Below are 22,209 nucleotides of genomic sequence, written 5' to 3'. Positions count from 1 at the left end.
GCCAGTCCTCTCTTACTGTTCAAGATCCGCCAAGGCATTCGCCGCGGCGTCCTGTTCTGATAATTTCTTCGATTTTCCTTGTCCTTTTCCGATCAAGGTATCATCGCAATAGACTTCCGTCCAAAAAATCCGTTCATGGGCGGGGCCTGCTTCTTTGATCAAACGATAGTTGATGGAAACATCGCCGCCACGTTGCAAGACTTCTTGCAAGCGGGTCTTGTGATCCATCTCATGGGAAAAAGCACCTGCTTTTACTTTTGGAAAAACAACTTTCGTCAAAAAGCCGCTGACACTTTCCAGTCCTTGGTCCAAGTATAACGCACCTAAAAAGGCTTCAAATAGATCACAAAGCAAAGAAGGTCGTTTACGACCGCCAGAGTTTTCTTCCCCTTTGCCTAGACGAATGTATTCATCGAATCGGCAATCTTTGGCAAACATGGATAAACTGTCTTCGCGAACGATTGCCGCCCGTAGCTTCGTCAGCTTACCTTCGGGCAGATCTGGCAATTCACGATACAAATACCGTGAAACGATCAACTCTAAGACAGCATCGCCCAAAAACTCTAAACGTTCGTTATCTGACAAGTGCAAGTTGCGGTGCTCATTCACATAAGATGAATGCGTAAACGCTTGTTCAAGCAGATCTACATCATGGAACACAATATCAAACTTTTCTTTTAGTTCTTTCGTTAATTGTGTATTCATTTGTCACATTCCTTCATTAGTTTATCGACACTTCCCTATTATACTGGTTTTTGCCGAATTATGAAATGTTTCCTCCAAATTCTTGGAAAGACCGTAATAAAATTTTATCTACTTATTCTTCTCCTGTATAAAAAAGCCTGTTTTCCTCAGATACCTGCAAAAAAACAAGAAAAAAGACGTCCCAGAAAGGACGCCTTTTCAACGATCATTGATTAACGAGATTCAGCTGTAACTGAAATTGTTGCCCAAGGATTGTAATTCACATCATAGGCCCATGTGAAGTCTTTGACACGATTTGATACAGGTAACACCGCACTACGGTAAAGTGTTGGGATAACAAATGCTTCATCAGCAGCATATTCTTGCCATGCATCAAACGCTTCTTTACGTTTTGCTTCGTCAAACGAATCTTTTGAATCGATTGCTTCTAGCAATTTCGTATTTTCTTCTGATTCAAAACGAGTGTAGTTGAACGCAGAGTTAGGTCCATACAAGCCCATTGGTGATGGGTCATAGCCAGTATTCCATGCACCTTGGTAAACATCAATCTCAGGATCATCATTTTCCAATTTGTCATAGAATGCTTGGAAGTCGATCAAGCGACCTGTTGTGTATTGTACATCAAGTCCGATTTCATTCCATTGTTGGATGTAGTAATCTGCTAACGGTTGTGCTGTTTCGCCACCGGACATTGAAGCAAAGTTGATGGTCAATTTCTCACCATTTTTGTCTTCACGCATACCGTCGCCATCGACATCTTTGTAGCCAGCATCATCAAGTAATTGATTTGCTTTGTCGATGTTTAAAGTATAACCTTCAACATCTGTATTGTGTAATGAGCCAAATACTGGTGGGATCAATGTCGTTGCATTTGTACGCAAGCCATTGTAGAAACGGCTTCCGACAGCATCATTATCTAATGCATACCCCATTGCTTGACGCAATGATTTGTCAGCCATTTTTGAATCAGGATTATATTCTACTTTTCCTTCATCAGCATTCCATTTACCTAATTTGAAACCTAAATAGGTGTAAGCAGTATCTGTTCGGCCTAAGATTTGATAACCATCAGTATCTTTATAAGTAGGATACGTATCTGTCGGCATTGATAAAGCCATATCATATTGTTTTGCGTTCATCGCTTCAACAATAGATGAAGTTGGAACTGCTTTAAATGATAATTTATCTAGTTTTGGCTTATCTCCATAATAGTATTCGTTTGGAACGTACTCTACGGATTCACCAGCTACGATATTTGACATTACATATGGTCCGAAGACGATTGGATTTTTACGAACTTGATCGCTTGATTCCATATCTTTGACTTCGATTCCTTCAAAGGCGTGTTTTGGTAATGCAGAAGCCCAAATACCACCACCTGCTTGCATCATACCAGGGTGAACTTCTTTGTATTCGATTTTAACGACTTTGTCACTTTCTTTGGTGATACCAGAAATAGTATCAGCTTTGCCATCATGGTAATCTTCCATACCAACAATGTTAGTAAAGTTACTATCATAACGAATACCAGTATAATCTTTGTTACCAATTACTTCGTATGTGAAGATGATATCATCTGCCGTAACATCTTCGCCATCAGACCATTTCAGGTTGTCGCGTAAAGTAATTGTTGCTGTGTTGTTGTCTTCATCTAGCTCAAGATTTGCAGCCCCGCCGTCAACAATTTTGAAATCAGCGTCATTGACGAATAAACTTTCATTACTTGGCAACATAAATTGTGCATCATAGTTATCTTGATAAAATTCTGTTTGGAACAACCCTTGGAATTGCGTATCCATCACTACTGCAACATCCAAAGTACCACCTTCGATTGCCTCTGCATCATTGCTAACTTCGATTGGGAAGTTGCTTACATCTTCCGTATCGTTTGCTGCATTGCCGCCACCAGAAGAATCGGTTCCGCCGCCGTTGCTGCCACAAGCTGCCAATGCTAACACTGACAAAAGAGTGACCATACCAAAAATATTTTTCTTCATCCTGTATCCTCCTTGTTTATCCTAGTCGTTGACGCGCATCCGCTGAACGCTTAAATGCTTGACCAACGTAATTGATACTCAACATCAAGACTAAAATTAGAATTGATGCGGGTAACCAGATCCACTGTCTGTTGACCAGCACATCACCGCTGCTGGCATATCCGATCAGTGTTCCCAAACTTGGAACATTGGTCGGCAGACCAAAACCTAAGAATGTTAGTGTCGTTTCAATACCGATATTCGCTGCAAAGTTCATTGTTAAGTTGGTGATGATCAATGAGCTAAGGTTCGGCATGATTTCGCGGAACATGATGACAAAGTCATTGGTTCCGAGGGTTTTCGATGCACTAACATAGTCGCGACGGCCTTCTGAAAGGGTCTTACTTCGGAAGAGCCTTGCTTTTCCGACCCAGTAAAAGGCACTCATGACCCATATAAAGGTCCAAACGTTATAACGAGGTACGATCGATACGATAACGATAATGATCAACATGATCGGCAAAATCATAACGAAGTCAACGATACGCATCAAAATGTTATCAATGATGCCGCCGTAGTAACCTGAGATGATCCCTAGTCCGACCCCAACGATCGACGTAATGATCGTGATTGAAAAACCAATCAAGATTGAGTTACGCGCACCGATGATCAATTGTCCCCAAACATCACGGCCACCTTCATCCGCCCCTAAAAGGTAGGTGCCGCCGTTTGGCGAAATCGCGCCAGGTACAGCGTATTTATCAAGGATGCTGACACGCATCACTTGTGATTGATCGATAACTGCCGAGCCGATAAACACGAATAATAAAACTGCGACTAACAAAACTAATGAAAAGATCGCCATTTTATCTTTTAAGAATTCGCGAAAAATCATTTTCAATCCCATAGGCGGGATGCTCTCTTGTTTTAGTACTTTTTCTTTCTTTTCAGACACATTTATCCCCTCCTATTACTGGATTCTGATTCTTGGATCGACAATACTCATGATGATATCTGACAGCAGCGTACCGATCAAGGTCGCTAGTCCTAAGATCAATGTCAGTGAAGTGATCACGGCATAGTCCCGTTGGACGATACTATCGATAAACAGTTTTCCGACACCTGGGTAGGCGAAGATTTTCTCAATGACCACAGAACCTGCGATCAATGACGTGATCTCGTAGCCCATTTGTGATGCGATCGGCAACGATGCATTCCGGAAAACGTGACGTGAGAAGACTTTGTTCGTTGGTACCCCTTTTGAACGAGCGGTACGAACGAAATCCAATGATTTCGAATCAATGACTTCACTTCGCAAGTATTGGATCGTCACTGCTGTTCCTAATAATGCAGAAGTGATTGCCGGTAATAGTAGGTGATACAAGCGACTCCAAAACTCAGCCATGCCGCTGACCCCCGGTGCAACGGAACCACCCGTTGGGAACCAAGCCAATCGGTAACCGAAGATGAACAATGCGATCAACGCAAAGATAAACAACGGTACGGCGAAACTGAAGAAGTTGTAAACAACGACGACTTTATCAAGCAATGAATTTTGGTAACGTCCTGCCCACATCCCTAAAGGAATGGCAATCACGTAAGTCAAAATGACCGTCAATAAAGATAACCACAATGTATTGCTGATACGTCCTGCTAATAATGTTGAAACAGGCAATTTAAAGATGAAGCTTTGTCCAAAGTCCCCTTTTAAGGCATTTCCGATCCAACGGAAATACTGGGTATACCATGGGTCATTCAAACCAGCGGCTTCACGCATCCGCTCAATAACAGCTGGATCTTGGTTTGGATTGATCAAACCAGTAAATGGATCCCCAGGCATTGCTTGTGCGATCAAGAAAATCAAGATACTCAAAATAATGACTTGTGGGATCATCAACAACAAACGACGTAGAATTGTTTTCCACATTATTCAGCACCCCCGTTTTTCAATGCGACTTGGTGCGACTCGGTGATTTTACGCAAGTCATACACTCTGCCAGATTCGTCGTAGTAATCTTTTTGATGGGTCACATATTCCAACTCGACCTTGCGGCGGTTTTCTTTGTGAGCATCGCGATTTTTTACGTCGATTTGAGGAATCGCTGATAATAAACGTTTTGTATAGATGTGACGCGGGTCTTGGTAGATATCTTCCCGAGTCCCGATCTCAACGAAGCGGCCTTTGTACATGATGGCGATATTGTCGCACATATGTTTTACGACCCCTAAGTCATGAGAGATAAATAAGAAACTTAAGCCGAATTCTTGCTGGATCCGTTTCATAAAGTTCAGTACCTGTGCTTGCACGGATAAGTCAAGAGCTGAAACCGGCTCATCGGCGACGATCAGTTTTGGATTGGAAGCTACCGCACGGGCAACCCCTAACCGTTGACGTTGTCCGCCAGAGAATTCATGAGGATATTTGTATAGGGCATCTTCTGGCATCCCAACGATATCCAACAAACTTTTCACACGTGTTTTCTCTTCTTGATCGCTTAAGCGTTCAAAGTTGCGCAATGGTTCTGCGATAATGTCCACCACACGTTTTTTAGGATTCAAGCTAGACATTGAATCTTGGAAAATCATTTGGACATCTTTGTTGTAGTTCATTTTCTTGCGGACAGAACGTTTAGTCACGTCTTGCCCATCATAAATGATTTCGCCGCTAGTGATTTTTTCTAACCCAACGATAGCTTTCCCAGTTGTGGATTTACCAGAACCAGACTCACCAACCAATCCGTAGGTTTTTCCTTTTTCAATGACGAAGTCCACACCATCAACGGCGTACACGTGATCCGTGACGCGGTTGAAGAATCCGCTGCGAATAGGATAGTGGACTTTCAGATCTTTGATTGTAATTAATTCTGTCATCTACACTTCTCCTTCTTCGTCTCTAAAATGAAAATGCTTGTAGCATGTGCAACGGACCAAATGATCAGGTGCTACTTCATGCAAGACTGGGTTTGCTTCGTGGTCGCTTTCAGGGATCCAAGGAATCCGTGCAGCAAACCGACAACCAGTCCGAGGCATATTTTTCAAGGAAGGAACCACCCCTTCGATCACATGCAGTTCACTGTCTTGAGAATTTTCTTGAGGGATCGAGTTAAGCAATGAGCGGGTGTATGGATGTTTCGGATTGGCAAACAACTCTTCGGCTGATGCGACTTCCACAAACTGTCCCCCATACATTACGGCTACTCGGTCGGCCATCTCTGCTACGACACCTAAATCGTGGGTGATCAAAATGATCCCCGTTTGCGTTTCTTCTTGCAAATCTTTTAGTAGATCAAGGATCTGTGCTTGGATCGTCACGTCCAACGCTGTCGTTGGCTCATCCGCAATGATGATTGGCGGTTTACAAGCAATCGCGATCGCGATGATGACCCGCTGACGCATCCCACCAGACAATTCATGAGGGTATTGACGTCCTACACGTGGCGGATTTGGAATCCCAACTTGTTCTAATAATTCTAATGCTCGTGCTTGGCGCTGTTCGGCATTCATATCTGTATGATAAGACAAACCTTCTTTGATTTGGTCTTCGATCCGCATCAACGGATTCAGTGCAGACAACGGATCTTGGAAAATCATCCCAATATCATTTCCGCGAATTTTGTTGTATAACGTTTCATTTAAGTTTGACAAGTTTAAATCTTTATATAAGATTTCCCCAGTGATTTTCGTGTTGTTTGGGTCATGTAGCCCCATGATCGTTGTAGCCAACGTACTTTTTCCGCAACCAGATTCTCCTACGATTGCTAAGATCTCATTACGATCCAGTGTAAAAGAAATACCATCTACTGCGTCATAGTAATCGTCTTTGATACGAAAACCTGTGTGAAGGTTTTGAACATCTAGTAATTGATTATCTCTGGACAATCGAATACCCCTCTCTACTTTCTAAGATGTCTTGCGTTTTAATGTAAAAAAGAAGGAACATGCATTTCATTTCCAAAAGCTTTCTTAACATTGTATAATATATTCTTAATAATTATATAGAAATGCTAACAATAATGCAAGTCCCAGAAAACTTAATACACTGAATTTTCAGAAAATTTACATTACGCTTCCAACGCCGTCATGTCAGGTTTAACGATCGTTTTTTTGATTTCGATTCTAAAGAAAAGCCGCCCAAATCACAGCGGATCAATTATGAGAAAGAAAGAGCTAAGTCATCTAGGACTTAGCTCTTATGTCTGTCTTAAGCAAGATGGCTTGAAATATAATCAACCGCTCCACCGACTGTTTCGATCTGCTCGGCATCTTCATCAGAAATCTCGGTACCAAATTCATCTTCTAGTTCAAGGACGAATTCCATCACACTGATCGAATCAGCGTTCAAGTCGTCTTTAATGCTCATCGTATCCGTTACGTTCTCTGCGTCAATTTCAAAATGATTGGCGATCACGACCGCAACTTTCTTGAATACTTCATCTCGTGTCAACTGGCTTCACCTCCACGCGTTTGCACAAAACATAGAATGGCTAACAAACATTGTACTGCTTTCTATGCTTTTTGTCTAGATTTTTTTGCAATTTCATTACAATGATTGCATTATGATTGCGTTTCGTCTTTTGCAGCCGGCATTTCTTCAAAGTGGGCGACCAATTGTGCCACGACATCTGTTGCTAGCATCGTATGGATCTGCTTGATGGTGTACGCTACCGCTTCTGGTCCTGTCGCACCATGGGTTTTGATGACTGGTGCTTTCAAACCAAACAATACGGCCCCGCCATGTTTCGCATAATCCATTTCATTTTTCACTTTCCGCAATGCATCTTTCAGTAACAATGCGCCTAATTTTCCTTTGGTACCTGAATCAAGAATCGATTGTTTCAACAACGCCATCAAGTTCAAGGCGGTTCCTTCGATCGATTTCAAAACAGCGTTCCCAGTAAAGCCATCTGTCACGACGACGTCAGCTGCACCATCCAGTAATTCCCGGGCTTCGACATTGCCGATAAAGTGGATCGTAGGATCCGCTGACAGCAGTTCAAAGGCTTTTTTCGTTAATTCACTACCTTTGGTTTCTTCCGTTCCGTTATTTAACAAGCCGACCCGTGGTCGATTGATCCCACGAACTTTTTGGGCGTAAAAGGATCCTAAGACGGCATAGTTTGCCAAATGTTCTGGTTTATTGTCGGCATTGGCACCTAGATCCAGCATATCAAAGCCAGCATCTTTGCCGATCACTGGCATTGTGGACATCAATCCTGGACGATCGATTCCTTTGATCCGACCGACAATAAACAAACCAGCCGCTAACAAGGCACCGGTATTTCCAGCTGAAAAAATCGCATCTGCTTCGCCATTTTTCACTGCTTGTGCCGCTAAGACCATTGAAGCGGTTTTTTTCCGTCTGATTGCTTTGACGGGTTCGTCATCACTATTGATTTTTTCATCTGTGTGGATGATAGTGACATTTTTATCATCCGTCATGTATTTTTTGATTTCATTTTCTTTTCCGTAAAGGAGGAATTCAATCTCTGGAAAGTCTTTTTTCGCCAGCATGACTCCTTCTACGATCGCTTTTGGGGCGTTGTCTCCGCCCATTGCATCAACAGCAATCCGCATCTCGCTGCCACTCCCTTCATTTTCCCAATCAGTATAGCATATTCTTTAATCAAAAAATTGTTTGTCTGCTTTTTTTGCTGCCAAATAGTTCGCCAATGCCGAAAATTCTGGCAACAGCTGCCAGCCGTTTTTTTGCCAAAGCTGGGTAGCTTCGACTTGTGCCACTTCTAGAATATGGGCATCCGCGACCAAATCGGCAGCCGCAAACTCTGGCAAGCCCGATTGTCGATTGCCGAAGACTTCTCCTGGCCCCCGCAACTGCAAGTCTTTTTCGCTGACTACAAAGCCGTTGGTGGTTTCTGTCATGATTTTCATTCGTTCGACCCCCGTCTCATTTTTCGGGTTCGCGATCAAAATACAGTAAGAAGCATCGGCGCCGCGTCCTACCCGTCCACGTAATTGGTGGAGCTGGGCTAATCCGAAACGATCAGCATCGATGATCAGCATCACTGTCGCATTGGGAACATTGACCCCTACTTCGATGACCGTCGTGGAAACCAAGATCTGCAGTTGATTTTCTTTGAATGCTTCCATAATAGTGTCTTTTTCTTGATTCTTCATTTTCCCGTGCAGCATCCCTACTTGATAGGTTGGGGAAAAATAACTTTGTAGCTGCTCATAAATCTCCGTGGCATTCTTGACATCCAGCATTTCGGATTCTTCGATCAAAGGACAGATGACATACATCTGATGCCCTTGGGCCAATTCTTTTTGCGCCCACTCTAAGATCGATTCAAACTGCGGTGGCCGGACCCAGCGCGTCTCTACAGGAATCCGTCCTGCCGGCATCTCATCGATCACCGAAACATCCATTTCGCCATAAGCCGTGATCGCTAGCGTACGTGGGATTGGTGTGGCGGTCATAAAGAGCACATCAGGCAGATAGCCTTTTTCCCTTAAGACTTTTCGCTGATTGACCCCAAAACGGTGTTGTTCATCGGTGATGACTAAGCCAAGATGTGCAAAGTCTACCCCTTCTTGGATCAGCGCATGGGTCCCAACGATGATATCGATCTCCCCGGCTGCTAATTGTTCTAAGATGACCCGCCGTTCTTTTGGTTTGGTCGAGCCTGTCAAAAGAGCGGTGGTCACTTCTAAGGGGTCAAAGAGTTGATTCAAGCTTTCTAGGTGCTGTTGGGCCAAAATTTCAGTCGGCACCATCAGTGCGCCCTGAAAGCCAGCCGTCATCGTAGCATAGAGGGTGATCGCCGCAACGACTGTTTTCCCGCTCCCTACATCTCCTTGCAAGAGCCGCTGCATGTGCTGCGGACTTTTCAGGTCATGGCAGATTTCATTGGTCACGCGCTTTTGCGCATTCGTCAATTCAAAGGGCAGTTTACGAGTAAATTCTTTCAAGCGTTGCACATCATAATCGATCGCCAAGCCGTTTTTCTCGGCTTTTTCGCTTTTCTTCAGTCCTTGGATCTGCATTTGGAACAAAAAGAACTCTTCAAAAATCACCCGACGCTTCGCTTGATGGCTCTCTTGGGGATCTTTGGGAAAATGCATTGCAAACATCGCGGATTTCCGATCCAACAAGCGATATTTTTCGATCAATGACAAAGGCAAGATCTCTGTGATCTGATCACCAAAATCAAGAAATGCCTGTTTGATCAGTTCGATCAACACACTTTGACGCACGACTTTATTGACATGATAAATTGGGGCAAAGTCTTCTGCGCTCTTGCTGCCGAGAATTTTCATCCCCGTCAGTCCTTTGCGTTTGGCGTCCCATTTGCCATAGACGGCGATCTCTTCTGAAACCTCTACTTTATCCTTCAAATAAGGCTGATTGAAAAAGGAGACATTAAAGACATCGTGGTCTTGCATCATGCGAAATTGCAACCGACTTTTCTTATAACCAAAGCGATTGACGACCGGCGGGGAAACGACGATCCCCTTGATCGTTACTTTTTCTTGGTCTTGAATCTCCGCTAATTGCCGTTCTTGAATGTCTTCATAACGAAACGGATAATACTTCAGCAGGTCTTCGATGGTTTCGATCCCTAAACTTGCCAAGTCTTGGGCGCGTTTTTCCCCGACACCCTTTAATACCGTAAGTGGCTGATTTAGCATAGGTACCCTCCTTTTCCAAAGTGATTTTGTTTATTGCAGAGGTTCCTGCATTCATAGAAAAAGACGGAGCCAAAAATCATCTATGATTTTTGCCCCCGCCGCCTAATTTGTTTATTCTGCTGAGAAAAGATATGGATAAACCGGCTGATCTCCTTGATGGATCTCTACTTCGATCTCAGGATGCAGTTCAACGATCGCTTCTTCGATTTTCGCTGCTTCTTTGGCTTTGCCTTCTTCACCGATAATGATGGTGACGATCTCAGTATCTTCTGTGATCATTTTTTCTAAGGTAGTCATAGAAGCAGAGAAACGATCGGGAACAGAAACAACGATTTTGCCGTCCACCATTCCTAAGAAGTCGCCTTCTGTGATTTCGATGCCATCAATTGATGTATTACGGATCGCATGGGTCACTGAGCCACTGACAACACTTGCTAAGACATCAGTCATCGCTTGCTGGTTTTCAGCTAGTGTGGATTGCTCGTGGAAGGCTAGCATCGCCGTCATCCCTTGAGAGATCGTCCGTGTTTCAACAACCGCTACTGGAATCTCGGAAACTTCCGCTGCTTGCTGCGCAGCCATAAAGATATTTTTGTTGTTCGGTAATACGATCACTTGATCAGCATTGACTTCATTGATTGCCACCAAAATGTCTTCTGTACTTGGGTTCATCGTTTGGCCACCACTGATGACATAAGAAGCGCCTAGGCTAGTAAACAATTCTTTCAAGCCTTCGCCAGCCGCGATCGCGATGATCGCAAATGGTGTCCGCGGACGTTTTACTGGTGCAGTTTTTGCTTCTTGCTGATCGTGTTCCAAGATCGTTTCATGCTGAAGACGCATGTTATCGACTTTGATTTTCACCAACGAGCCAAATTTTTGACCATAATTCATAACTTCGCCGGGATGTTCCGTATGGACATGGACTTTGATGATCTCATCGTCATTGACCACTAATAAGGAATCCCCTAACTCGTTTAAGTAATTACGGAATGTTTCATAATCAAATTCACTATCTACAGTCGGACCTTCACCGATCTTCACCATGATTTCTGTACAGTAACCAAAGGTGATGTCTTCTGTCGCTAAGTGCCCTTGAACGCTGCGATGATGTTCGGCATTGACCATTTCGTCCATAGCCGCTGGGGAAGGTTCGAAGATTTCATCGGCTGGGTATTCCCCAGTCAATGCATTTAAGAAGCCTTCATAGATAAACAACAATCCTTGACCGCCGCTATCTACCACGCCGACTTCTTTTAAGACGGGCAATAGATCAGGGGTTTTCGCCAATGAACGTTTTGCGCCGTGAACCACGGCTTTCATCACTTCGATACAATCATCGGTAGTTTGTGCTTTTTTCTCGCCATATTCAGCTGAGATGCGTGCCACAGTCAAGATGGTTCCTTCCACAGGTTTCATGACTGCTTTATAGGCGGTTTCTACTCCATGAGTAAAGGCTTGAGCCAATTCTGGTGCAGTGAGTGTTTCTGCGGTCGGGATAGCTTTAGAAAAACCGCGGAATAATTGAGACAAAATGACGCCGGAATTCCCACGTGCGCCCATCAATAGTCCTTTTGAAAGTGTAGCGGCAAGATCGCCGACGTTTTCTGAAGTCGCATCTGCGACAGCTTTTGCTCCACTGGTCATGGATAGATTCATGTTTGTCCCGGTGTCTCCATCTGGAACAGGAAACACATTCAATGAGTTGACAAACTCTGCATTAACTTGTAGACGAGCCGCGCCTGCCTGCACCATTTCTTGAAACTGACTTGCGCTGATATTCGTTACCTTCACTTAGATAGTCCTCCTTAAAATCATCCGCCATGAACGGATCCCTTGCCTAATCTGGCAGTACACGTACGCCTTGAACAAATACATTTACCGAGTTCGCAGATACACCTAGCATCGTTTCTAAGTTGTATTTCACTTTTTCCTGCACGTTGCGGGAAACTTCGGAAATTTTTGTTCCATAGCTAACAATCGTGTATACATCCACTGCAATGCCGTTTTCTTCTTGGCGGACAACGACACCGCGAGAATAATTTTCTTTTCGTAAAATTTCATTGATGTTATCTTTGATTTGTTTCTTGCTAGCCATACCAACAATGCCGAACACATCTGTTGCTGCGCCTCCGACCACTGTTGCAATGACTTCATTGCTGATTTCAATAATACCTGATGAGGTTTGAATTTTTACAGCCATTTTATAGCCTCCTTCAATGGGCATGACCCATCTTTCTTCTTACATATTTTATCATAGCTGTACCGCAAATAAAAGGATGAGACATATGAAAAGGGGCTTTCTGACCAAACGTCTTGCATTTCGACCTTGTTTAATTTACAATGTTTACTGGGAAAAGTCAATGTTTCTTGAAGATTACTCTTGCTTTTTTCACCTTTCTGTGATAAATTCAGATGGTATGAGCTGAAATAGCGCTCCAACATCAAGGCAAAGGAGGAAATAACCACATGGCTAAAGTTTGTTACTTTACTGGACGTAAAACTGCAAGTGGAAACAATCGTTCTCACGCAATGAATGCGACAAAACGTACTGTGAAACCTAACTTGCAAAAAGTTCGCGTTATGATTGACGGAAAACCTAAAAAAGTTTGGGTGTCAACTCGTGCTTTGAAATCTGGAAAAGTTGAGCGCGTATAATTAGACCTTTTCGGCCGTTCGTTTTGAACGGCTTTTTTTGTACCCTTTTTTCTTTGGTGCGCTTTCACTTAGGTTTTCATTAAAGAAAATAGGTCTTTGTTTTTTTAATCGATTCACCTGTGGTAAACTAAGAAAAAATTGATAAAGAACAGGTGACTTCTTGTGACGAAAATAAAAACATTTGCCAAACAACATTGGCCTTATATGCTTGCTAGTTTCTTCTTGCCGTTTCTTATCATGGCAGTGATCTATTTGACCATCGGTATCTACCCCGGCAGCAGCCGCAGTGTCTTAGCCAGTGATGCCTTTTCGCAATTCTCAAACTTTCATGCCAGCTTTCGCAATATGCTCTTAGGCAAGCAAAGTATCTTTTATACATGGAACGCCTCTTTAGGCTTAAATTATCTGGCATTGATCTCCTATTATTTAGGGGGAATCTTCACTCCCCTCGTCTTATTTTTCCCAAATCAGCTAATGCCAGATGCGCTGTACTTTTTAACCTTGATCAAAATCGGCAGTGCGGGCTTGGCGTTTTGGTTCTATGCCAGCCAAACCTTTAAGATCCAACGTTGGCAGCATGTGACCTTAGCAGTCTGTTATGCCTTGATGTCCTTCATCACCGCCCATTCGGAACTGATCATGTGGCTTGATGCCATGATCTATCTACCGCTAGTGATTTTAGGTATTGACCGGTTAGTGAAAAAGAAAAAAACAGTCGTGTTATTTATCAGTTATCTGCTGTTATTTTTATCCAGTTTTTACATGGGCTTTATGATCGGTCTCTTTTCCGTGATGTATTTCTTGGTTCAATTGGGTCGCAACTGGAAGCAAGCTCGCGGGGCGATCATTCCTTACGGCATCACCTCTTTGTTAGCTGGCGGCGCCTCAATGGTGATCATCTTACCTGCCTTATTAGATTTGCGGTCGAACGGGGAAGAATTGACGACGATTTCTTCCTTTAAAACCGAAGCCACCGATGTCTTTGATCTCGTGATGAAAAACATGATCGGTGTTTACGATACGACAAAATACGGCTCCATTCCCTTCATCTATATCGGCTTATTGCCGTTGCTGTTGTGTATTTTATATTTTGTTTCGAAGAAAATCCGCTTGAAAGATAAATTCTTATACGCTGGCATGTTTGCTGTTTTGATCGCCAGTTTTTATATCGTGCCGATGAATCTTTTTTGGCATGGGATGCATGCCCCAAATATGTTCCTTTTCCGCTATGCCTATTTGTTCTCCTTCTTAGTGATCATGCTGGCGGGATACGGATGGGAGCAACTTCAGCAAAAAGATCGCGGATTGTTTCTCATTATTGGTCTTTCTACGATCGTGGTATTTGCCCTCTCCTACGCATTGAAAGGAGCCGGAACCTATGAATATGTTTCCGCTACTTCCTTTGCGCTAACGATCGTATTCTTTGTTCTTTACTTGTTATGTATTGGGTTCGGGCAATTAGGTCTTTTAACACAAAAACGAGTGACGATCTTGATGCTGATCTTCGTCTGCGGAGAAATGGCCGTCAATACGAGCGGCATGGTTCGCGGAATTTTGAATGATTGGAACTATGCTTCTCGTAGTTTGTATACAGAACCTTATCCGGACATCAAAAAACTAGTCACTCAAGCCAACGAAGACAATGATACCTTTTTCCGATTAGAAAACCTTGATCCTGTTTCTTCCAACGACAGTATCAATTATGGCTACAGCGGGGTCAGCATGTTTTCTTCAATTCGTAACCGCAATTCCTCAAGCTACCTGGATAAGCTGGGCTTTCGGTCTCGCGGCACCAATTTAAATATCCGCTATCCGAATAATACCTTGCTGATGGATGCTTTTACAGGAATCAAATACAATATCTCCAAGCCAAATCTCACCAAATACGGCTTTCAACGAGTCGGAGAATCTGGTGAATACAAGCTCTATGAAAATCAAAATGCGTTACCTCTAGGTTTCTTGGCTGAACCGACCATCGAATCGATTGAACAGCCGCAAAACGACAACTTGACGAGCCAGAAAAATCTTTTCAATGGCTTGGCCGATTTAAATTTAGAGTATTTTGCCTTTCAGCCGATCACGGTGATCCATAGTAAAAATACAGATATCACCAATGACGGCATGTATATGAAATTTACTGAGCAAGAAAGCAATGTCGCAAAAGAAGTGACTTGGCAAGTGGAGGTTCCGGCGAACTCGCAAGCGTACTTGAGTCTCTTCCCTGCCAACTTCGGAGAATTGGAAAGCTCATCTGCCACCGTGACAGTCAACGGTCAGCAGCGAGAAACGCAAATCAGTATCAACGGTCAATACTACGACTTAGGACATTATGAGACCGATACGACGGTTCAATTCACCGTCAGCTTCTACGGAACGCCTGAAATCTCCTTCCAAAACCCGCAAGTCGTGACCTTGAATACCAACGCCTACCAACAAGCAATTGATGCGATCCAAGAACGAGGGGTCGCTATGACTGTCGGCAAACGCAGTGCCAAAGCCGACATCACGACTGAAAAAGAGCAGCAGCTTGTAACAACCATCCCTTATGACAAGGGCTGGACTGCTACGCTTGACGGCAAAGAAGTCCCAATCACGGCCTTTCAAGATGGCTTTATCAGTGTGACGATCCCAAGTGGCACCCATCACTTGGAACTGTCCTTCTTACCGCAAGGCTTTGTTATCGGTGTTTGCTTGTTCTTTGGCTGCATCGCATTGTTTATCTTGTTTGCTTGGTTTTACCAGAAACAAGTAGCCAAAAAGCAAGTCTTGGACAACCAACGCCAACTCATGGATCAACCACCAGAAACCTAATCGAAAAAGAACCAACTCGTCTTTTTGAGGCGATCTCCTTAAGTTAGAGCAAAAGCTGACTTATGGGTGTCGCTCAATGATCGGTGAGTTTGGTTCTTTTTTGTGCTCAGGTTCCGCAGTTGTTCGCTCTAGTGGTCTTAGCATCCATTACCCGCTAGATCCCCTTCGATTCGGGGAGCAATGCCTAGCCCGTTAGCCCTTAGAGCGTTTAGCGAAACATAAGATAACTGTTGGGTTCTTCCGCATTTTTCTTGATGGAGTGCAACGATCGCTCCCATAATTTAACCATTTTGGTTTGTTTTAAGACGCGAAAGATCGAAAGCCCTTGATCGATTTTCAACAGTCCTTTTTCTTGATCGCCATAAATATACCAGTACCATCCTTGATAGCAAAGAAGATGCGTACTGTTTAGCATGTCTCCGCGATCTGCCAATAATTCCTCTGAAATGGTCAACACCTCTTTTGCCCACTCCAGGCGGCGAAAATTGACAAACGTCGTAAAACAACTAAAAATCAAATCCATTTGAATTTCTCGCATCAAGGACAAACCTTGTTCTTTTTTTGTGCGAGAGATAGCGATCTGCAGTAAGTGATAGGAGGTTTCGACAGGAAACAAGAATTGAAAATAACGAAACAGCAAAATCTCATAAACGCCCCAGTTGTCTACTTTCGTAAGGTAGGAAATGACGGGGCGGGTTTTGGTGCGTAGCTTTTCCATATAGTCGCCAGAAGAGTGATCGGGTTTAGGACCTGAGAGATTGATTTCATGTATCTCCTTTGTGATCTCAAGGTACAGAAAAACAAAAGAATGCTGTTTGGAAGCGGCGATCAGTTCGCTACGCATTTCCTCCAGCCCTTCTTTGCTTCTCTGGGCGTGGGCGTTACTCAAATAAGCTTCTTTGTTGATCCCTAAAATTCGATCCAGTAAATCCATAAATTCGCTCGTCATATAGCTGGGAAAGCTCATCAGGTTGTCGTGACCTTTTACGCCCTTTTGTTGCGCACGCAAATAATAAAACTCCTCCACTGTGACATGGATATTTTCTAATAAGCGTTCCAATCGATGAATACTGATACTTGAAGCACCTTGCTCAAATTTACTGATAAACGAGCGACTGTTTTGTTCATCCGCCACTTGAGCGATCGTATAGCCGCGCTCTTTGCGCAATTGTCGGTACAGTTTTCCTTCTTCCATAACCATCCTCCTCACAACGATCGGTCTACAAACACCAAACCAATCCCACTTCACGAATGAAGCTCCGCAATTAAATTTTCCTGTTCTAGATTCAAATTTAGATTCAAACCTATAAAATGTTGAGGAACAAAATCTGCGGCACCTTATTTACATGCCACTCTTTTAGCTGTTAACCACTCGTGACAGTAACCTCTGGTACGCTCCTGGTACATTTAAATTCCACTATAGTGGATTATTTTCTCTTCTTAGTATAAAGCATCCTATACTGATTTTACAACGTAGAACGTGAAAGGATGATTTCGATGAAAGAATATCAACAAAACAACGGCTATCGTGCCTTAGTCAACGCCGCCTTACTCAGCGGCATCGGCATGAGTTTATTTAATATCGTCTTTGTAGTTTATGCCAGTACATTACCCTTTAATGCCCTTGCTGTTTCCTTAGCCTCCATGGCACTGTTAGTCCCTGATCTCTTAAGGATCCTGACCGGCTATCTAGCCGATCGTACCAAAAACAAAGTGCAATGGATGATCAGCAGTCGACTATTACAAGGAGTCCTTTTTGTGGCACTCGCTTTTTTGATCCAACTGCCGCCTAGTTTATGGTCTTTCTTCCTTTTGCTAGGCATCAACATTGTATCTGATTGTTTGGGCGCTTATTGTTCTGGGTTACAGCTGCCCTATGTTCGCCGTCTTGTGCCTGCTGATTCCTTAGACAGTGCCATGGGCTTTCAAATGGCGTGTCAAACCACCGTTCAAATCGTCTTTCAAGGCATCGGTGCTTGGGGGATCATTTTACTGAATAATAACTTTGCGGCTTTTGGTTTGATCAATGCCGTGACGTTTTTCTTAGCCGCGATCGTGATCTTCCTGAACCGCTCGCTCTTCTATGCGGTGCCAGGGAAAATCAATCAAGCAGCAACACCACTCTTTCAGAATTTCTCGGATACTTTTAAATTATTGACTGGTACGGCTTTTCTTAAAAAGATGATCCTCTTTGCCTTACTGATCAATACCTTAGCTGCTAGTACGAGCGGTCTACTAAATCTCCAGCTGTTGGATGACCTTGCGCTTTGGTTTGCCACTTATGGCAACACCGTTGCGATGGCAGGCATCGCTACTTCGATCGGTATGGTCGCTGGCGCCTTGTTTGCTGCCGACTGGTTCAAGAATACCGGTTTGGTTCGCTTGATTGCGTATACCTCTTTCGTTTTATGTCTGTTGACCTTGAATTTTCTCTTCCTGCATAACCGTTGGCTCATGATTGTGCTGCTCTTTGCTGAAGGCTATCTGATTGGAAAAATCAATCCCCGCTTTTCGGCACATCTGATTCGTGAGATCGATGAAGAACATCTCGCCATCAGCAGCGGGATCTTTTCCACCATTGTGATGCTAGGGGGACCCGTCGGTCAAATGGTCTTTTTAGGCATCGGCAATCGCTATCACGTTGCTTGGAGCTGGCTGCTTTACTTGCTTTTTGCATTTTTAGTAGCGATCGCTGCCTTAGTCGCTGCCAGTACCTTAGAAAAAACACCCACCACTGCTGCGCCTAAAAACGCTGCGGAAAGGACTGAAGATTGGCAAGAAACAGCCCCTGTTTTGCCTGAGAAAAAATAAAAACACAAGCTTTCGCTTTCTCTTGTTGGACAAGAGCAGCGAAGCTTGTGTTTTTCCTTATTCATAGGCAACGTGAACCAAATACAATCCTTCTGGATGAGCTGTGGGACCTGCTGCATTTCGGTCTTTTTGCGCAATGATCGCAGGAATACTGTCCGGTGCGAGGCGTCCATTGCCGATTTTCAGCAATGTGCCCACCATGATTCGGATCATCTTGTACAAAAATCCATCGCCGCGAAAGGTGAAAATCAACTCATCTCCAGCGTCATTGACCGCCATGGACGCTTCATGGATCGTCCGCGTCTTGTCATCGACGGAACTGCCCGTCGCGCAAAAACTGGTAAAGTCATGGGTGCCTAAAAAATCTGGCAACGCTCGTTGGATTTTTTCCAAATCTAGCGGATACGGATAATAGCTGGCATAATGGCGGCGGAAAGGACTGCGAGGTTTCCCAATGTCCACTCGAAACTGGTAGGTTTTTTCAACGACTAAGTAGCGGGCATGGAAGGTATCGTCAACGATCTCCACCGATTTTACCGCAACATCTTCTGGCGTTTGGGTATCTAAACCAAAGCGCATTTTTTCCAGTGGGCGCTTTTGAGGGAAATCGAAGTGGATCACTTGCCCTTGCGCATGGACCCCCGCATCGGTGCGGCCAGAGCCATGAATCTGAATCGGCTGCCCATTGTTCATCTTCGTTAATGTCTTCTCAATCTCTTCTTGAACCGTTCGTCCATTGGGTTGACGCTGAAATCCTTGAAAATTCGTGCCATCATAAGCGATCGTCGCTTTATAGCGGACCATTTAATCACCTGTTTCTTTCTATTTTTTCACAAAAAAGCCTATGAGAAAAGTCTGATCGATCGACAGGCCTTTTCGAACCAGCCGCTGGGATCGCCAGCAGCCTCGTTGCTTCGTTAAGAACCTTTCGTGGGTTGACTTCAATCATAGGTCTTCGATTATCCTCTTAAGAACACTAACGCTACTGTAAAGAGCGCAAAAACGATGACAACCAATGTGTCCCGTTGATGCCAGTGCAAAATCCGATACTTCGTACGCCCTTCGCCGCCTTGATAGCCTCTGGCTTCCATAGCGGTGGCTAGATCTTCCGCACGGTTAAAGCTGCTGACAAATAAAGGAATCAACAAAGGAACGATCGCCTTCATCTTCTGCAACAGTCCCCCTTCGCCGAAATCGACCCCGCGGGCACGCTGAGCATTCATGATTTTTTCTGTTTCATCCATCAAGGTTGGCACAAAGCGCAACGCGATCGACAGCATCAGTGAGATTTCATGGACAGGGAAACGGATCGCTTTTAAAGGACGCAAAATGTATTCGATCGCATCTGAAAGCTCTAATGGGGGTGTCGTTAACGTCAACAAGGTCGACATGAAAATGATCAAAACAAAACGACAAAAAATAAAGATCCCGTTTTGGACACCAAATTCTGTGATGTTAAAGATCCACCAAGACCAGTAGACGTCGCCGCCGGTAGTAAATAAAATCTGTAACGCCACGGTAAATAAAATCAGCCAAATCAAAGGTCGCACGCCTCGAATAAAGAAGCCAAAATCGATTTTTGAAAAGGAGATACAAAAGAGCGTAAAAGCACCCGCTAATAAATAGCTTTGCCAATTATTCGCCAAAAAGATAATCGCGATAAAATAAAAACTAGCAATCAATTTGACTCGTGGATCTAAACGGTGGATCAAGGAGTCCCCAGGAATAAAACGACCGAAAATCAGTTTATTCATCATGGGCAGTCGCCCCCTTTGCTACTAAAACATCTGCCAGTTCATCAGCCGTTAGCGGCAACTGCTCAAATGCCAATCCTCTGGCTTGTAGTTGCTCCGCAAATGCGGTTGCTGTCGGTACCCCTAGCTGCTTTTCTTGCAGCCAGGCAGTGTCTTGAAACACAACAGACGGCGTGCCGGCTTTGACGAGACGGCCTTTTTCTAACACATAGACATAATCAGCATAGTTTGCCACATCATCCATCAAGTGGGTCACTAAAATGATCGTCATGTTCTTTTCCCGATGCAGGCGATCAAACATTTCCATCATCTCTTTGCGTCCTTGTGGATCTAAGCCAGCTGTCGGCTCGTCTAAGACCAAAACTTCTGGTTCCATAGCCAAGACCCCAGCAATCGCTACACGGCGCATTTGGCCCCCTGAAAGGTCAAATGGTGAACGTTCCAGAAAACTTTCATCTAAACCTACCAATTGAATGTATTCTTGGGCTAAACCTTTGGCTGCTTCTTCGGAGACCCCAAAGTTTTTCGGTCCAAAAGCGATATCTCTCGCAACAGTTTCCTCAAATAATTGGGATTCAGGAAATTGAAAAACGATCCCGACTTTTTTACGTAACGGTTTTAGATTTTTGTTGTCTGTCTCGGGTTTGATGACTCGCTCACCGATCGTGACCGTGCCAGTCGTTGGTTTTAATAATGCATTCAAGTGCTGCAACAACGTAGATTTTCCGCTCCCTGTATGACCGACTAAGGCGGTATAAGAGCCTTCTTTGATCTCTAAATCAATATCGAACAAAACCCGTTGTTCAAACGGAGAATGCGGTTGGTAGGTGAATCCTACTTGTTCAAAACGGATGTCCATAGCCAATCCACCATCCCTTCTTCAGTTAAGTACGCTTGCGGTACCGTGACGCCCCGCTGTTTTAGTGCCGCCTTTAATTTTTCAGGAAATGGCAGATCTAAGCCTAGCTCAATCAGTTCTGGACCTGCAGAAAAAATCTCTGCGGGTGTCCCTTCGCGGACGAGCTCTCCTTGACGCATCACCAGCACCCGATTGGCGTTGGCTGCTTCATCGATATCATGGGTGATCGATAACACGGTCAAATTGTTTTTTTCTTTGATTTTTTTGATCGTTGCGATCACTTCTTCACGACCTTCTGGATCTAGCATACTAGTGGCTTCATCAAGAATGATGATATCTGGGCGCAATGCAACGACGCCAGCAATGGCTACCCGCTGTTTTTGACCACCAGAAAGACGCGCGGGTTCCCGGGTCGCAAACTCGCTCATCCGTACTTGTTCCAGAGCGTCTTTGACACGAACCAGCATTTCTTCTCGCGGGATTCCTTGATTTTCTAAACCGAAAGCCACATCATCTTCCACCGTCGAACCAACGAATTGATTGTCAGGGTTTTGAAAGACCATACCGACCATTTTTCGAATATTCCAGATATTTTCTTCATTCAAAGGCAATTCGCCGACAGAAACACTGCCTTCTTGCGGCAAGATCAAGCCATTGATGGTTTTTGCTAAAGTTGATTTACCAGAGCCGTTATGGCCGATCAACGCCACCCATTCCCCTTTGTTGATGGAAAAGGATACGTTATTTAACGCGGCACGCTCTTCTTCGCTATAACGCACAGTAATAGCATTCAATTCAATGATTGGCTTCATGATAGACTCCTTCATTTGCGATTAATTCTTTCTAACACTACCAAAAAAGCGCACGTTTTTCAATGATTCACGCACGATTTGTCTCCAGATCTTTTTTTCACTTGCCATTACCTGTCTTGACAGGTAATCGAAAGTAAAAAAAAAGCACTTTATGATGAGTGCGTACACCTCGA

At 44.0% G+C, this 22,209-nt stretch carries 19 protein-coding genes; 3 read left to right on the top strand and 16 right to left on the bottom strand.

Annotated features, from left to right (window positions below; genetic code table 11):
* Positions 1–12: 12 nt before the first annotated feature.
* The 11 genes from rnc to IGJ12_RS01480 form a co-directional block, all read right to left on the bottom strand.
* The gene (gene rnc, locus IGJ12_RS01530) at positions 13–705 is read right to left on the bottom strand and encodes a ribonuclease III (protein WP_005227136.1); all 693 of its coding nucleotides are present in this window, start codon (positions 703–705) and stop codon (positions 13–15) included.
* A gap of 212 nt (positions 706–917) precedes the next feature.
* A complete protein-coding gene (locus tag IGJ12_RS01525) occupies positions 918–2,702 on the bottom strand; it encodes an oligopeptide ABC transporter substrate-binding protein (RefSeq protein WP_008376345.1) in 1,785 nt (594 codons plus the stop codon).
* A gap of 16 nt (positions 2,703–2,718) precedes the next feature.
* Entirely contained in the window at positions 2,719–3,588 is an 870-nt protein-coding gene (locus IGJ12_RS01520) for an ABC transporter permease (RefSeq protein ID WP_153883525.1), read from the bottom strand.
* A gap of 63 nt (positions 3,589–3,651) precedes the next feature.
* The gene (gene opp4B / locus IGJ12_RS01515; RefSeq protein ID WP_005227132.1) at positions 3,652–4,608 is read right to left on the bottom strand and encodes an oligopeptide ABC transporter permease; all 957 of its coding nucleotides are present in this window, start codon (positions 4,606–4,608) and stop codon (positions 3,652–3,654) included.
* Entirely contained in the window at positions 4,608–5,552 is a 945-nt protein-coding gene (locus IGJ12_RS01510; protein ID WP_005232492.1) for an ABC transporter ATP-binding protein, read from the bottom strand. Before IGJ12_RS01510 ends, opp4B begins: the two co-directional genes overlap by 1 nt.
* Complete coding sequence (locus IGJ12_RS01505; RefSeq protein ID WP_005232494.1) at positions 5,553–6,560, bottom strand: ABC transporter ATP-binding protein; 1,008 nt, start codon at positions 6,558–6,560, stop codon at positions 5,553–5,555.
* 322 nt (positions 6,561–6,882) lie between these two features.
* The gene (acpP, locus tag IGJ12_RS01500; protein ID WP_005227129.1) at positions 6,883–7,125 is read right to left on the bottom strand and encodes an acyl carrier protein; all 243 of its coding nucleotides are present in this window, start codon (positions 7,123–7,125) and stop codon (positions 6,883–6,885) included.
* A gap of 110 nt (positions 7,126–7,235) precedes the next feature.
* The gene (gene plsX / locus IGJ12_RS01495) at positions 7,236–8,255 is read right to left on the bottom strand and encodes a phosphate acyltransferase PlsX (protein WP_005232496.1); all 1,020 of its coding nucleotides are present in this window, start codon (positions 8,253–8,255) and stop codon (positions 7,236–7,238) included.
* A 45-nt stretch (positions 8,256–8,300) separates the two neighbouring features.
* On the bottom strand, positions 8,301–10,331 hold the full coding sequence (gene recG, locus IGJ12_RS01490) for an ATP-dependent DNA helicase RecG (protein ID WP_034878138.1): 2,031 nt from the start codon (positions 10,329–10,331) through the stop codon (positions 8,301–8,303).
* A gap of 111 nt (positions 10,332–10,442) precedes the next feature.
* Positions 10,443–12,125, bottom strand: coding sequence for a DAK2 domain-containing protein (locus IGJ12_RS01485; RefSeq protein WP_005232500.1), 1,683 nt, complete (start codon positions 12,123–12,125; stop codon positions 10,443–10,445).
* Between the two features lie 46 nt (positions 12,126–12,171).
* Complete coding sequence (locus tag IGJ12_RS01480) at positions 12,172–12,534, bottom strand: Asp23/Gls24 family envelope stress response protein (protein ID WP_005227125.1); 363 nt, start codon at positions 12,532–12,534, stop codon at positions 12,172–12,174.
* 266 nt (positions 12,535–12,800) lie between these two features.
* On the opposite strand from IGJ12_RS01480, the gene rpmB reads away from it, so the two are divergent.
* On the top strand, positions 12,801–12,989 hold the full coding sequence (gene rpmB, locus IGJ12_RS01475) for a 50S ribosomal protein L28 (protein WP_005232504.1): 189 nt from the start codon (positions 12,801–12,803) through the stop codon (positions 12,987–12,989).
* 162 nt (positions 12,990–13,151) lie between these two features.
* Complete coding sequence (locus IGJ12_RS01470; protein WP_087664793.1) at positions 13,152–15,800, top strand: YfhO family protein; 2,649 nt, start codon at positions 13,152–13,154, stop codon at positions 15,798–15,800.
* Positions 15,801–16,008: 208 nt separating this feature from the next.
* On the opposite strand, the gene IGJ12_RS01465 is transcribed toward IGJ12_RS01470, so the two are convergent.
* On the bottom strand, positions 16,009–16,995 hold the full coding sequence (locus IGJ12_RS01465) for an Rgg/GadR/MutR family transcriptional regulator (RefSeq protein WP_087664792.1): 987 nt from the start codon (positions 16,993–16,995) through the stop codon (positions 16,009–16,011).
* A 302-nt stretch (positions 16,996–17,297) separates the two neighbouring features.
* Here IGJ12_RS01465 and IGJ12_RS01460 point away from each other — a divergent pair, with 302 nt between their 5' ends.
* Positions 17,298–18,611: an MFS transporter gene (locus tag IGJ12_RS01460; RefSeq protein ID WP_087664791.1), complete on the top strand. Its 1,314-nt coding sequence runs from the start codon at positions 17,298–17,300 to the stop codon at positions 18,609–18,611.
* Between the two features lie 57 nt (positions 18,612–18,668).
* Here the strand turns inward: IGJ12_RS01460 and truA are convergent, their stop codons facing one another.
* From truA to IGJ12_RS01440, 4 genes are all read right to left on the bottom strand, one after another.
* Positions 18,669–19,415 carry a tRNA pseudouridine(38-40) synthase TruA gene (gene truA, locus IGJ12_RS01455; RefSeq protein WP_010748617.1) on the bottom strand — a complete coding sequence of 249 codons (747 nt, stop codon included), beginning with the start codon at positions 19,413–19,415 and terminating at the stop codon, positions 18,669–18,671.
* A gap of 155 nt (positions 19,416–19,570) precedes the next feature.
* Positions 19,571–20,368: an energy-coupling factor transporter transmembrane component T family protein gene (locus IGJ12_RS01450; protein ID WP_005227113.1), complete on the bottom strand. Its 798-nt coding sequence runs from the start codon at positions 20,366–20,368 to the stop codon at positions 19,571–19,573.
* The gene (locus IGJ12_RS01445) at positions 20,358–21,224 is read right to left on the bottom strand and encodes an energy-coupling factor ABC transporter ATP-binding protein (protein WP_005232516.1); all 867 of its coding nucleotides are present in this window, start codon (positions 21,222–21,224) and stop codon (positions 20,358–20,360) included. Before IGJ12_RS01445 ends, IGJ12_RS01450 begins: the two co-directional genes overlap by 11 nt.
* A complete protein-coding gene (locus tag IGJ12_RS01440) occupies positions 21,200–22,036 on the bottom strand; it encodes an energy-coupling factor ABC transporter ATP-binding protein (protein WP_005227109.1) in 837 nt (278 codons plus the stop codon). The genes IGJ12_RS01445 and IGJ12_RS01440 overlap by 25 nt, the downstream gene beginning before the upstream one ends.
* Positions 22,037–22,209: the final 173 nt, after the last annotated feature.

This window comes from Enterococcus sp. DIV0802b, from assembly GCF_050543535.1.
In the GTDB taxonomy this organism is placed as follows: domain Bacteria; phylum Bacillota; class Bacilli; order Lactobacillales; family Enterococcaceae; genus Enterococcus_D; species Enterococcus_D entomosocium.
The sequence above is the reverse complement of the archived record's forward strand: the minus strand, read 5'-3'. Positions and strand labels throughout refer to the sequence as shown.

Excerpts from the sequence above, each read along its gene's own strand:
- rnc (WP_005227136.1), bottom strand. The coding sequence starts at position 705 with ATGAATACACAATTAACGAAAGAACTAAAAGAAAAGTTTGATATTGTG.
- IGJ12_RS01525 (WP_008376345.1), bottom strand. The coding sequence starts at position 2,702 with ATGAAGAAAAATATTTTTGGTATGGTCACTCTTTTGTCAGTGTTAGCA.
- IGJ12_RS01520 (WP_153883525.1), bottom strand. The coding sequence starts at position 3,588 with ATGGGATTGAAAATGATTTTTCGCGAATTCTTAAAAGATAAAATGGCG.
- opp4B (WP_005227132.1), bottom strand. The coding sequence starts at position 4,608 with ATGTGGAAAACAATTCTACGTCGTTTGTTGTTGATGATCCCACAAGTC.
- IGJ12_RS01510 (WP_005232492.1), bottom strand. The coding sequence starts at position 5,552 with ATGACAGAATTAATTACAATCAAAGATCTGAAAGTCCACTATCCTATT.
- plsX (WP_005232496.1), bottom strand. The coding sequence starts at position 8,255 with ATGCGGATTGCTGTTGATGCAATGGGCGGAGACAACGCCCCAAAAGCG.
- recG (WP_034878138.1), bottom strand. The coding sequence starts at position 10,331 with ATGCTAAATCAGCCACTTACGGTATTAAAGGGTGTCGGGGAAAAACGC.
- IGJ12_RS01480 (WP_005227125.1), bottom strand. The coding sequence starts at position 12,534 with ATGGCTGTAAAAATTCAAACCTCATCAGGTATTATTGAAATCAGCAAT.
- rpmB (WP_005232504.1), top strand. The coding sequence starts at position 12,801 with ATGGCTAAAGTTTGTTACTTTACTGGACGTAAAACTGCAAGTGGAAAC.
- IGJ12_RS01465 (WP_087664792.1), bottom strand. The coding sequence starts at position 16,995 with ATGGAAGAAGGAAAACTGTACCGACAATTGCGCAAAGAGCGCGGCTAT.
- IGJ12_RS01460 (WP_087664791.1), top strand. The coding sequence starts at position 17,298 with ATGAAAGAATATCAACAAAACAACGGCTATCGTGCCTTAGTCAACGCC.
- truA (WP_010748617.1), bottom strand. The coding sequence starts at position 19,415 with ATGGTCCGCTATAAAGCGACGATCGCTTATGATGGCACGAATTTTCAA.
- IGJ12_RS01450 (WP_005227113.1), bottom strand. The coding sequence starts at position 20,368 with ATGATGAATAAACTGATTTTCGGTCGTTTTATTCCTGGGGACTCCTTG.
- IGJ12_RS01445 (WP_005232516.1), bottom strand. The coding sequence starts at position 21,224 with ATGGACATCCGTTTTGAACAAGTAGGATTCACCTACCAACCGCATTCT.
- IGJ12_RS01440 (WP_005227109.1), bottom strand. The coding sequence starts at position 22,036 with ATGAAGCCAATCATTGAATTGAATGCTATTACTGTGCGTTATAGCGAA.